The sequence below is a fragment of the Streptomyces sp. NPDC086077 genome (assembly GCF_040686175.1).
In the GTDB taxonomy this organism is placed as follows: domain Bacteria; phylum Actinomycetota; class Actinomycetes; order Streptomycetales; family Streptomycetaceae; genus Streptomyces.
Genome location: NZ_JBFBJT010000186.1, coordinates 1 through 12,176, shown reverse-complemented (window position 1 = coordinate 12,176; position 12,176 = coordinate 1). Strand labels below are relative to the sequence as shown.

The 12,176-nt window shown below is 70.2% G+C and carries 8 protein-coding genes and 5 pseudogenes; 5 read left to right on the top strand and 8 right to left on the bottom strand.

Annotated elements, in window-relative coordinates:
* Both AB0O67_RS33315 and AB0O67_RS33310 read right to left on the bottom strand, forming a co-directional pair.
* Positions 1-325: winged helix-turn-helix domain-containing protein (locus tag AB0O67_RS33315; RefSeq protein WP_365458436.1), on the bottom strand; the 325-nt coding region annotated here is incomplete at its 3' end.
* A 57-nt stretch (positions 326-382) separates the two neighbouring features.
* Complete coding sequence (locus AB0O67_RS33310; protein ID WP_365458442.1) at positions 383-664, bottom strand: hypothetical protein; 282 nt, start codon at positions 662-664, stop codon at positions 383-385.
* On the opposite strand from AB0O67_RS33310, the pseudogene AB0O67_RS33305 reads away from it, so the two are divergent.
* The 3 pseudogenes from AB0O67_RS33305 to AB0O67_RS33295 form a co-directional block, all read left to right on the top strand.
* Positions 641-899 (top strand): annotated as a pseudogene (locus tag AB0O67_RS33305) (sugar nucleotide-binding protein); the annotation flags it as partial. The gene AB0O67_RS33310 and the pseudogene AB0O67_RS33305 sit on opposite strands and share 24 nt — an antisense overlap.
* Positions 900-1,001: 102 nt before the next feature.
* Positions 1,002-2,306, top strand: a pseudogene (locus tag AB0O67_RS33300) (NUDIX domain-containing protein); the annotation flags it as partial.
* A gap of 242 nt (positions 2,307-2,548) precedes the next feature.
* Positions 2,549-2,662 (top strand): annotated as a pseudogene (locus tag AB0O67_RS33295) (DNA mismatch repair protein MutT); the annotation flags it as partial.
* Positions 2,663-2,688: 26 nt separating this feature from the next.
* Here the strand turns inward: AB0O67_RS33295 and AB0O67_RS33290 are convergent.
* From AB0O67_RS33290 to AB0O67_RS33275, 4 genes and pseudogenes are all read right to left on the bottom strand, one after another.
* The gene (locus AB0O67_RS33290) at positions 2,689-3,063 is read right to left on the bottom strand and encodes a hypothetical protein (protein ID WP_365458439.1); all 375 of its coding nucleotides are present in this window, start codon (positions 3,061-3,063) and stop codon (positions 2,689-2,691) included.
* 264 nt (positions 3,064-3,327) lie between these two features.
* A pseudogene (locus AB0O67_RS33285) lies at positions 3,328-3,780 on the bottom strand (peptidoglycan-binding protein); the annotation flags it as partial.
* Positions 3,781-3,936: 156 nt separating this feature from the next.
* A pseudogene (locus AB0O67_RS33280) lies at positions 3,937-4,197 on the bottom strand (M23 family metallopeptidase); the annotation flags it as partial.
* Positions 4,198-4,730: 533 nt separating this feature from the next.
* Complete coding sequence (locus tag AB0O67_RS33275) at positions 4,731-8,819, bottom strand: BTAD domain-containing putative transcriptional regulator (RefSeq protein ID WP_365458433.1); 4,089 nt, start codon at positions 8,817-8,819, stop codon at positions 4,731-4,733.
* Between the two features lie 580 nt (positions 8,820-9,399).
* On the opposite strand from AB0O67_RS33275, the gene AB0O67_RS33270 reads away from it, so the two are divergent.
* Positions 9,400-9,825, top strand: a complete 426-nt coding sequence (locus AB0O67_RS33270; RefSeq protein ID WP_365458430.1) for a hypothetical protein — start codon at positions 9,400-9,402, stop codon at positions 9,823-9,825.
* A 64-nt stretch (positions 9,826-9,889) separates the two neighbouring features.
* Positions 9,890-10,798: a hypothetical protein gene (locus AB0O67_RS33265; RefSeq protein ID WP_365458427.1), complete on the top strand. Its 909-nt coding sequence runs from the start codon at positions 9,890-9,892 to the stop codon at positions 10,796-10,798.
* 46 nt (positions 10,799-10,844) lie between these two features.
* On the opposite strand, the gene AB0O67_RS33260 is transcribed toward AB0O67_RS33265, so the two are convergent.
* Both AB0O67_RS33260 and AB0O67_RS33255 read right to left on the bottom strand, forming a co-directional pair.
* Positions 10,845-11,405: a dihydrofolate reductase family protein gene (locus AB0O67_RS33260; protein ID WP_365458424.1), complete on the bottom strand. Its 561-nt coding sequence runs from the start codon at positions 11,403-11,405 to the stop codon at positions 10,845-10,847.
* 85 nt (positions 11,406-11,490) lie between these two features.
* Positions 11,491-11,712: a transposase gene (locus AB0O67_RS33255; protein WP_365458421.1), complete on the bottom strand. Its 222-nt coding sequence runs from the start codon at positions 11,710-11,712 to the stop codon at positions 11,491-11,493.
* Positions 11,713-12,176 lie beyond the last annotated feature (464 nt).

The following is a 12,176-nucleotide window of genomic DNA, read 5'->3' as shown; positions in this document are numbered from 1 at the left end:
TTTTCTGCAGGTCACCCTGATTCCGGGCCCCGACCGCATGCTGATGAGCGCGGCACACCGTGGAATCGACGCTCAGGTCCCACGTGCGGTGGCGCAACAGCGGGGTCCGGCCTCGGGGTGCGTAGGTGCGGCGGATCTGAGGCAGCAGGGAGACACCTGATTCGTCGAGGAACACTATCCAGGCACGTGTGTTCACGGCCCCTTTTTTGATGCGCGGCCACTCGTGCGCGATCCAGCGGGCGATCTCGGACTCGTCCCTCTCGACAGCCCGACGCTCCGGACGTCGCAGACTCCACCCCAGTCGGCCGGTCAGCAGTCGCCACACCGACGCCCTCCACCCCCGTCACCTTCCCCACTCGCAAGGCCAGCACACCCACCGAACTTACGGAAAGATCAGTAGTTGTTGCCCATCGGTGACGACAATGGGCATGCCACTGGCCGGTGAAAGCTTTTCGAGCACGGTTTCCAGCTCGTCGTCCGGTGCGCAGGTGGTGCACCGCGCCCAGGGGATCGCTACATCCCGTACACGCAGGCTCTCCCGCTGTAGGGCGGCGACTTTCGCGAGCCGCGCTAGGCGGAGCAGGCCGCTGGGACGTCCTTGGAAGCCGATTACTCCGACCACCAGCTCGCGCTTGAGTTCCGCGTCGGCATCCGCCTGGTCCACGTCTCGAGTGACGCCGTCTTCTCCGGCCGCCGCCACGACCAGTACGACGAGACGTGCCTCCCGACCCGGTAACGCCGTACGGGGCGGCGAAGGCGGCGGCCGAAACCGCCGTGCGGCTCCTGGACGCGGACACCGTCGTCGCACGGACCTCGCTGATCATCGGCGATGGCCAGTCCGAGCACGAACGCATGGTGCACGCCCTGGCCGCCGGCACGCGGGACGGGGCCTGTTCTCGCGTTCCGTGCCCGCGCCCGCAGATGGGCCGCTACGTTCGAACGCGCCGTCCCCCGCTGCGCCCTTGTGGAGCTGGGCCGCGCACGAGGTCACCAGGAGAGCCATGACCATTCCCGCCCCGCACCTCCAGGACCTCGTCACCGGCTATCTGCGCGGGCGCCCCGACGAGCAGCCTCTGCTCCAGCCCCTCCTGGACCGTCTCGCCGCCGGAGCCAACGTGACCGACAGGCGGGAGTTCGACGGCCACGTCACCACCTCGGGCGTCGTCATCAACGACGCCGACGACGTCCTGCTCATCCACCACCTTGCCTCCGGCCGCTGGATCCAGCCCGGCGGACACCCGGAGGACTCGGACCGCACGCTCGGGCAGGCGGTCCGGCGTGAGATCGCCGAAGAGACCGGAGTCACCGAACTGGAAGTGTTCGGCGACGCCACGCCCGTGCACATCGACGTCCACACGATCGCCGCCCGGCCGGACAAGAACGAGCCCGCCGACGTGCACTACGACGTCCGCTACATGTTCCGCGCCCGTGGACCGGTCGACCTGACCGTGCAGGCCGAAGACATCGGCGCGGCGCGCTCGCCCTCGGAACTCGGCGACCCCGTCCTGCGCGCCCGGGTCCTGGCGAGCCTGGGCCTGCCGCGCCAGGACCGCCCGGCGGACGAGGACCCGTACTGCGCCCTCGTCGTGCTCACGGACCGAGACGCGACCAGGGTGCTGATGCACCTGCGCGACGACAAACCGGGCACCTGGGCGCCGGGTACCCGGGCGCCGATGAGCGGCGGCGCCGAACCCGACGACCCCGACCCGCACGCCACCGCGTGCCGGGAGCTGCGCGAGGAAACCGGTCTGGGGAACATCCGGTTGACGCACCTGTTCTCGACCCACACCGACGGCTACCCCCGCCACGTCTTCCACGGCGTCTGGGACGGCGACCCCGACACGCCAATCCTCACTGAAGGCCGCAAGCTCGCCTTCATCCGGCGTGACGGCTTCGACCAGACTCCGCTGCACCCGACCACACGCCAGGACATCGAGCGCGTCCTGGAGCTCATCACGCCACGCCAACCGCCGTACAGCTACGGCACCTTGGCCCTGATCGGCAACCGGAGCGGGCATCTCCTGATGCATCTGCGCGGCGACAGCCCGGGAACCTGCTGGCCGGACACCTGGTCGCCCAACGGCGGCAAGCCAGAGGCCGCCGATGCCGGACCGCGCGCCACCATCGTGCGCGAGGTCCACGAAGAGGTCGGCCTCGACGAAGCCGCCGTGAGCCTCTCGCACCTGTTCACCCACACCGCCGACGACGGGCACCTCACCTACGCCTTCCGCTGCGCCTGGGACGGCGACCCCGACACCCTGACCCTCACCGAAGGTCGCGCGCTCGCGTTCATCGACCCGAAGGACCTCGGGGACCGCCCGATGAGCCCGCTCGCCCGCTACGCCGCCCTGCGCGGTCTCGCCGCCGAGCTCGAAGACCAGGCCCACCGCGAGGGAATCCTCGACCGCGTCGCCGGCGGCCTGATCGTGCACGACGAGCGCCTCCTGGTCGTCCGCCGTAACCCGGACGACTACCTCGGCGGCACCTGGGAGACTCCGGCCGGCTCGAGCCAGGCGAGTCGATCATCGACGCCCTCCCGCGCGAGATCATGGAGGAGACCGGCCTCACCATCACCATCGACCGCTACGCGGGCCACTTCGACTACACCAACGCCCGCGGCCGCACCAGCCGCCAGTTCGTCTTCGCCTGCACGCCGGAGAAGCCGGGCCCGGTCAGCTTGTCCGAGCACTATCGCCACCAATGGGTGCGCGCCCTGGACGAGCTCCAGCCGACCACCCCAGAGCTCCGGCGCTTGGTGTACTGCACGAGCGCCTCACGCCCCGCACTCCACGCGGCCGGGGGCCCAGCCTCCTGTGGGCGGCGTGCGGGGCCGGGCTCGGCCGTGGCCAGAGCGGCGCGGACGTCAGCGCCGGCGAACTGGGTTGTCGTCTCGAACAGCTTCTCCAGGGCGCGTTGCCGCTTGGGGGCTGCGTCGAGGTGCACCATCGCGGCGGCGCAGTTCTCGGCGATGTAGCGGACTTTGTCGTCCGTGAGCATCGGGCTGATGACCACGGGGACGCAGCCGTACCACCACAGGCCGAGGACGGCGACGACGGTCGCCACGGAGTCGTCGGCGACCAGGAGGCCGCGGGCGCCCTCAGGCACGCCTGCTACTCCGATACGCGGCAGGTCCCGACCACCGTCCCCCGCGCGACGCGGCGCCCGCACGATCGCCTCGGCTTTGGTTCTGCGGCATGGCCTCGTGCAAGATCCCCTCCAGCACCACGGCGACGCCGGCCTCGATTCTCGGAAGCACCGGATGTCCTCGCGGCCGATCCGACGCCGGTCGTGGGCGGAGTTGCCGTGCTTCCCCGCCCACGAGGGTGGTTATCGTCCGGCCTGCAAGGCTGCCCAGGTCTGCGGGCCGACGTCGCCGTCGACGCCGAGGCTGCGGGTGGTCTGGTAGTCGCGCACGGCTTGTTCGGTGTTGGGGCCGAAGTCGCCGTCGATGCCCACGGTGCGGCCGAGTGCCGCGGTCAGTGCTCGCTGCAGTCGGCTGACGTCCGCGCCGGTCGACCCGTTCTGCAGCGCCGGTGTCGAGCCGTACGACAGCAGGGCCGTCCAGGTCCTGGGGCCGATGTCACCGTCGGCCGTGAGGCCCCGGGCGGACTGGAAGGCCTTCGTCGCCGTTTCGGTGTTGGGCCCGAAGTCGCCGTCCGGTTCTCCCGGATTGTGTCCGGCGGCGATCAGCCGGCATTGCGCCGCCTTGACCAGACTGCCGGTGGATCCCTGCTGGATGAGGGGGTACGCAGTGAAGTCGAGGTTGACGCCGCTGCAGGTGGGCGCTGGTGTGCCGCCGCAGTTGTTGCTGGTGACGTTCCGCCAGGTCTGGCCGTTGGCCTGGCCGTACTCGACGCCGTTGAACCAGGGGCGGATCCGTTCGGAGGTGGAGTTGCCCCAGGTGGCGGATCCGTTGTTGTCGGCGTCGTAGGCGAGCTCGAAGTGCAGGTGCGGGTGGTTGTTCGAGGTAGGCCCCGTCCTGCCGACCCGGCCGATCAGCTGGCCGCGCTGCACCGTCTGGCCGACGCTGACATCGCGGCTCTGCAGGTGCAGGTATGTGGTGAAGTAGCGCTGCCCGTGGTTGATCTGGATCACGTTGCCGGCGTTGGAGTGGTAGAAGGACTGCCGGACCGTGCCGGAGGCCGGAGCCAGCACCGGTGCTCCTTCGGTGCCGACCTGGTTGGGCTCGCGGACCATGTCGAGCGCGGGTGCGTGTGCCCAGGTGTCGAGCCGCCACTGCTGGCCGCAGGTGAAGGGCAGTTGGAAGGCGATGGGCGGGGCCGCCGCGGCGGCCGGCGCCGCAGCCTGCCAGGGCAGGACGACGAGGGCGGCAACAGCCACGAGCAGTCTGCCGAGCAGCCCTGGGCTGAGCGTGCGGATGAGGGATATCAACGTGTCTCCTTCTTTGATGCCGAGTTCATGCGTGTCTGGGGCGGGGTGTGCGGGCGGCGATGGGACGGCAGGTGCCCTTCCGCTGTGGCTGGGCGCTGCGGGACGGCCGCGTTCGGTCGAGGTGTGTCGCCCGCATGGCGGTCACGATGCGGGCCGAGGTGGGGGCCGCCATGTACGGCCCTCATCGTGAGCTCGCCGGCGGCGGAGCGACCGGTGCGCTGAGCGTGCCCTGCGTCGGTATAGTCCGGGTATTTCCGAAGGTCACCCGCCGCCCTGGGCGGTGGTGCCAGGCACGGACCGCTTACAGGGGAGCACGCCGCGCCGGCGGCGTGCCCGGGTCAGGGCTGCGGACAGAGCGCGCCGGTGTCCTGGCCGGGGAGGTGGCGGTCGAGTTGCGCCGCGGTGGGCGGTGGGGCGGTGGCTCGGCAGATGCGCCGGATGGCTTCGGTCGCGGTCAGCGGCCAGTGGATGATGCGCTGGTCGGCTCCCGCGGACAGCAGGGTTCCGTCCGGGGTGAACGCCAAGCCCTGCACGTCTGCCGAGTGGCCGGTGAGGGTGGCGATGCGCCGGTGGGTTCGTACATCCCAGACGACGATGGTGTGATCCTCACCTGCCGAGGCGAGGAGGCGTCCGTCCCTGCTGAAGGCGAGCGTGCCGACCGCTGCGGTGTGGCCGGTCAGGGAGCCCCGGCTTCTCCCTGTCCGGGTCGACCACAGGCGCACCGTGTGGTCCGAGCCGGCGGTGGCCATCAGATCGCCCGCCGGAGTGGCCGCGATGTCCTGCGTGGACCCCTGCGTGGCCGGGAAGGCCTTCACCAGCCGGTCGTCGGCGGTGCTCCACACGGCGATGCCGCCGGCCGGTGTGCTCGCGACGAGGAGGCCGCCCCGAGCGGGGTAGGCCATGGCGGTCGAGGTGCGCGGGCCGGGCGGCGCCGGCAGTGGACGGGGGTGTGCCGGGTCGCTGACCCTCCAGCGGAACGTTCCTCCCAGGGACATCACGGTGACCGTGCTGCCGTCCGGGCTGAAGGCGACGTCCGTGCCGGTGCCTATACCGGTGAAGGCGATGGTGGTGTAGCGCCGCCCGGTCGACGGGTTCCACAGAGTCAGGGTGTGGTCGCGCGTCACGGCCGCCAGCACCGTGGCGTCCGGGTTGAACGCGACTGCCTTGACATGGTCGGAGTGTCCGCCCAGCAGCCGTTCGGCAGCACCGGAGGCATTCCAGATCCGTACGGACCTGTCGTCGCCGGCGGAGGCGACGAGCCGGCCGTCGGGGCTGACGTCCACGTCGTTCACGGCGCCGCCGTGACCGCTGAAGGGAAGGGCCGTCCGGCGCACCACGATGGTGCGTCCCAGGCCGCCCGAGACCACCGTGCTCGCGTCCGGTGCCAGGTCCAGAGCCATGGTCTCCGAGCGGTAGCGGTCGGCATGGCGGGCGATCTGCTCGCGGCGCCGGTAGTCCCAGATCGAGATCATGCCCTCTTCGTCGGCGATCGCGATCCGATCACCGACCGGAGCGGAGATCATCCAGGGGAAGGCCGTCTGCACCGGGAGGTCGGCGAACTGGCGGGCCGAGCGGCCGGTCAGCCGCCAGAACCTGATGCCGTGTTCTTCGGAGGCCGTGGCCAGGACATCGGATGTGGAGCCGAACCGGGCCACCTGGGCGCCTTCGGTGTTCAGCTCGAAGCGACGGCGACCGGTTTCGATGTCCCAGACGGCCACCGTCCCATCGGTACGGGTGACGGCGAGCGAGCGCTGGTCGCCGGCCAGGCTGAGTGCCGCGGGCATACCGGTGGGCAGGAACACGGCCTTGCCACCGCCCAGCGTGGCTACCCGTGTGCCCTCGCCCGTGCCGTAGGCCACGACCGTGCCGTCGGCGCTGAAGGCCAGACCGTTGCTGAGGTCGCCGGACACGACCTGCTTGAACAGCACCTTCCTCGACCGGACCTCCCGCACGACGACCGAGCCTCCGGTCGGCTGCTTCGGATTGTTCAACCGGGCCAGGGACGCCAGCCGGGTACCGTCGGCGTTGAAGGCCACCCTCAGCGCGAAGAACCCCTGGGGGAGTGGCTTGACGACATGCTCGGTGAAGGAGGCCAGCCTCGTGCGTCGTTTCGGATCCCACAACTCCACGGTGCCGTCGCTGGTGGCCGCGGCCACCAACGAGCCGTGAGGGGACAGGGCCAGGCCGAACGACGCGGGCCCGTTCGTGTTGAGTACGACGCTGGGCTGCGCGGACGCCGACGTACTGATCACCGCGCCCAGGGTGTCGGCGTCGGGATGCAGCCGATAGGCGGCCAGGGCGAGGGACCGGGCGACGTCCGGGTCGGTGGCGACCAGCGAGCGCGACGTGAGCGCGGCCTGATGGGCCAGGACGGTCAGGTGCTCGCGCTGTGCCACCTGCCGCTGCTGCCAGGCGGCACCGCCCCCGGTCACGGTCGCCGCCAGCAGCACCGCCAGCACCATCGCCAGGACCCTCAGCCGGCGGACCCGGCGCCGCGCCGCAGCGAGTTCGGACTCGGCCAGCTCCTCGCTGGCGTCGAGGAACTCACGCTCCAGAAGGTTCAGCTCCGAGCGGTGCGGGCGCGCCTCGGCCAGCCCGGAGCCCCGATAGAGCCCTCCGGCGTCCCGCCCCGACTGCTGCCAGACTCGGGCCGCGGCGGTGAGCCGCTGCCGTACGACCAGGCGCCGGCGGTCCTCGCTCAGCCAGGCCCGCAGCCTGGGCCACGCCACGATGAGCGCCTCATGGGCGATCTCCACCCGATCCTCGTCCACGACCACCAGGCGCGCCGCCACCAGCTCGTCGACCACATCCGCGACCGCCGCGGCCGGGCCCATCCCGTCGAGTTCGGTTTGCGGGACCCGCCGCCGACTGTCCCGCACCCCGTCCTCGTCCAGGCTGATCAACCGCTGCATGAGCCGGCGCACCAGGTCCTGCTCGGCGGGTTCGAGCTCGGCGTAGACGTGCTCGGCGGTCTGGGCGATCGCACCGTGCATCCCGCCCCCTGCCTGGTACGCCGCGAGGGTCAGGGTGCGGCCGGCCCGGTTGCGCCAGGTCTCCCGCAGCGCGTGGGACACCAACGGGAGTGCGGCGGCAGCGCCGGAGGCCTCCGCCACCACGGTGGCCAGCAGATCGGCGTCGACCGAGCAGCCCTCAAGATCCGCCGGCCGGACGATCAGCTCTCGCAGTTCCGCGGCCGACGGCGGACCGACCAGCAGCTGCGCCTCGCTCATCAGCGCCGGCGCCAGCTCGCTCAGCCCGGTCATCTGGACGAAGAAGTCCGCACGGACACTGAGCACGACCTTCGTTCCGGCTTGGGACGCCGCTAACAGCCCGGCGACGAATTCCTCCCGTACCGTGGGATCGGAGCACACGGTGAACAATTCCTCGAACTGATCGACCACCAGCAGCACCTGACCGGCGGGCCGGTCGTGCTCGGCGAGCGCGGCCGCCAGCTGTTTCACCGGCTGGTCGGTCGGCGTCATCATGACCGGCTGCCACCGAGCGGTCGTATCCCGCCGGATCCGGCCCAGTAGGCCCGCCGCCAGCAGCGAGGTCTTCCCCGATCCCGACGCGCCGAACACGACGACCACGGGGAAGCGTTCCAAGCGCTCCCACAGCAGCCCGCACAGCCGGTCGCGGCCGAAGAACCGGTCGTGATCCGAGGAGGTGAACGCCGGCAGGCCCCGGTAGGGGTTGGCCCCGACCGGCACCAGTGCCGCGACGGGGACCGGAGAGGGCATGAGGCCCTCATCGCCGCGGAGCATCGCCTGGTGCAGGCGCTGCAGACCCGGGCCGGGCTCGACGCCCAGTTCGGTCCCGTACAGCGCATGGGTCCGCCGGTAGAGCTCGAACGCCTCGGCCTGCCTGCCCGAGCGATACAGGGCCGTCATGAGCTGGCCGCGGAGCGACTCCCGAAAGGGATGCCGGGGCAGCAGCTCCGTCAGCTCCACGACCACCTCGGCATGCCTGCCGAGGGCCAGACCGCAATCGGCCCACCGCTCATGCACGGCAAGACGCAGCTCCTCCAGCCGGGCCGCCCGGGTCGCGACGGCTTCGGTATCCAGGAACTCCGCGAACGCAGGCCCGTTCCAGCACCGCAGCGCCTCACCGTGCAACTCCTGCGCACTCGCTGTCTCACCCTGTCGCAGGGCCTCCTCCGCCTGCAGGGCCAGCCGTTCGAACCGCGTGGCGTCCAGCGCATCACCCGCCACCACGCGATAGCCGTCGCCCTGCCGTTCGATGCGCTCCGGGCCCAGGGCCTTGCGCAGTAGATGGACGTACAGCTGCAGGTTCTTACGCGCCGAGCGCGGCGGTCGCTCGCCCCACAGTGCGGTCATCAGGAGCTCCGAAGGCACGGGCCGGTCGGGCCTGCTCAGCAGGACCGCGAGCAGCAGACGCACCTTGGGCGATCCGATGTCGACCGGCAAGCCCCCGCGACGGACTGCCAGATCCCCCAGAATCCCCAACTCCATTCGGCCGCCCCCCAAGGCTGCACGGATCAACGCTGGCGGCCCGAAGGTACACCAGCCCTCCGACGCAGACCGGCGCCGGCCCGCCCGACCCACGCATGACGCCGCACTGACGTGGATCAGCGGACTGCCGCCTGGTGCGGCCTCCCGGGCCGGCACCTCCTGGCCGCATGCCCCAAAGATCCGCGATGCGCAGCCGGCCGAAGCCACGCCCGATCACCTGTCGCACGCATCCCCATCAGGACTTATACGGGTCCTATACCGCGTCTCACAACGATCGCTTCCCGTACCGGGCCCACCGGCTCCTGGGCCCCTCCGATCAAGGAAGGAACGGGTGCGCCCATCCAGAACGACGCCGACCAGTCCAACAGGCACCCCTCGCCGTGGAGATGACGTCGGAGTCGTACAGAACGCGAAAGGACACAGCGTGAAGCTCGGGTTCAGCTCGGGAAGCGATCAGAACACCCATCAGCGGACCACTGGGAAGGCAGGACAGCACATGCGTACAAAGCTCGCGGCAGTCGCAGGAGTGGCCGCCATGACCGCCACGCTCGGACTGGTCGGCGCGTCCCCCTCGGCCGCCGGCCCCAACTGCGCCTCCGGCTACCACTGCGTCTTCTACACCGACATCAGCTCCGCACGGCAGTCCTTCTTCAACTCCGACCCGGACTTCTCGAACGACACCTTCGACGAATACAACGTGAGTGGGACCGGTTACAACAGCCCGGTCAACAACAACGTCTACTCGGCCAGCAATTCAAGCACCGGGAACTACGAGAGCCACTACTGGGACAACACCAACGCAACGGGCTTCCTGTTCTGCCTGAACCCCGGTCACTACGTCAACTCCGCCTCCACCGTCGACCAGGCGGGCACGCAGAGCGGCGATCCGCTGCCCTCCGGCCTCCGGGACCGGGCCAGCCGGCTGACGCTCCCGGGCCGGACGTCGACCGACTGCTTCTGACCTCGGTGAACAGCGGGCCCGGCGCAATCCGGGCCCGCACGTTCCGGACCTCGACAGGATTCACATGGCACTGAGCTTCCACGGCACTCGCCGGCACATCGCCGCCTGCGTCCTGACCGCCACTGTGGGCGCAACGATCTGGGCGCTTGCCGACGCGAGGGCCCAAAACCCCGAACCCCGGCCCCATCGTCCGCTGTCCCCGGCCGCACTGGCCGAACAAGGCTTGCGTCCGCCGATCTACACCCAGCTCTACGCCTGGACCCAGAGCGGCGAACAGATCGCGACCGCCCAGCAACAGGTCCTCGTCGCCTGCATGGCCGAGCGCGGATTCACCCTCAAGCCCGCTCCCGTGGCGAAGGCGGGTGACGCGGCGGTGTCCCGCCCAACTCCGTTCGGTCTCGAGACCCTCGAAGAGATCGGGGCGGACAGCCAGACGCAGGCGCCACCGGAGCAGCCGCAAGGAGAGGCCTTCAACCGCGCCCTCTACGGCAAACCCGGAAACGAGATTTCCGTCAAGGGCAAGCTGCTCAAGGTGACCATGCCGGCGAGCGGCTGCCAGGCCGAGGCGGAGAAGCACATGCTGGGCGACGGCCGGGTGCGGTGGACGGAGTTGCGGATGCGGCTCAACGAAGGGGAGCAGACAGCGTTCAAGTGGCTCAAGCACGACTCCCTCTTCCGCAAGGCGAACGAGAACTGGCGGCAGTGCATGCTCACCAACCGCGTCCAGGCCAAAGACCCCCTCGACCTGATCAGAGCCTTGCCGCCCGACGCGGACATCCGCACCCACCCCGCAACCAAGGCGGACGTCCACTGCAAGCAGGACACCGGATACCTGCGCACCGCCTACGCCAGACTCGCCGTGATGCAGCAGCGCTGGCTCGACGATCACCCCGACGTGCTCAAGGACCGCACCGCGCTGCGGAACAGGCAGCTGAGAATCGCCCGCCAGGTCCTCCAGGGGCAGACCGGCTGAGCACCCCGGCGCATCCGATCTGCCCCGGCCCGGCGGCACCGGGTGCTCACGGCTGGGTGTGGTAGCGGAGGTAGACCACACCGCTGGTGAGCCGGCGTTCGTCCAGGAGCTCGAAGCGGAGCCGGGCCCCGTCGGGGAGGAAGGGCTTGCCGCCGCCCAGCACGGCGGGGCCGACGAACAGGTGGTACTCGTCCACCAGCCCTGCGGCGATCGCGTGGGCGGCGAGGGCGGCCCCGCCGACGGTGAGGTCACGTTCGGAAGATGCCTTCAGCCGCCGAACCGCCTCGGGGTCGAAGTCCCGTCCGATCCGGGTCCGGGTGGTGGAGGCCGACTCCAGCGTCCTGGAGTACACGACCTTGTCGGCCGCCTGCCAGATCTCCGCGAACTCCCGCGCCCCGGGCGACTGGCCCGCGATGGACGGGTCGGTCTCCCAGACAGCCATCATGTCGTACAGCCGGCGCCCGTACAGGTAGGTCCCGACCGGCCGCAGCACGTCGTTGATGAAGGAGTAGTACTCCTCGTCCGGCACCGCCCAGTCGAAATTGCCGTCCGCGTCGGCGATGTAGCCGTCCAGGGACACATTGAACATGTAGATCAACTTGGCCATCCGAGCCTTCTCCCAGGTCGGGGCTACGTGTGTGTCCCGCAGCACACTAGCCCGCGCCTGTGACAATGCCCGGCGAACGGCACGGTCATCGCTGCGAAGGGCTGCGTCTGGGACTGCCGCGGCTCCGGCGGTTCCGCCCGGCCCGTTCGCGGACCCGGCCGCGCAGCCGGCGGTGCAACTCGGTGACCAACGCGCCGTCGCGCCAACGGCGGAAGAAGGCATACACCTGGTCCCACGCCGGGAAACCTGCGGGCATCGCCCGCCACTTGATGCCGTTGTCGACCAGATAGAACACCGCATCCAGCATCTCCCGGTGGCAATACCCCTCCGGGCGGCCACCGCGGCCTTCCAGTCAGGCGCACCGGCAGAGCCGTGCGCACCACCGCCCACTCGGCGTCCGTCAGATCCGACGGATACCGGCGCACCCGCACCGGGTGGTCGGCGGCATTGCCGAACGGTGCGCGAGACAGTCACACGAGCGCGCCGAGGAGTTGGACTCCACCGCCGGTTCCACGTACAACAACGGCAACAGGGCCTCCTGCACCTCGGTTTGCCTTCGACAGCTACCGAGCTACCAAGGGGCCCTGTCTCTATGCGCCACCACCGACGCGATCACCCATCCTCGGGATGCGTTCGAACCGCAGTCGCCCCGCACGGTTCATCAACAGCTTCTTACCTTGGCGTTTAACCCCGACCGTTCACCTGACCCGCTGATCTTGGTTCATTCCCGGGACAGCAGGACGGCCGTTCTTCACGCTTCGAGGTGTCGAG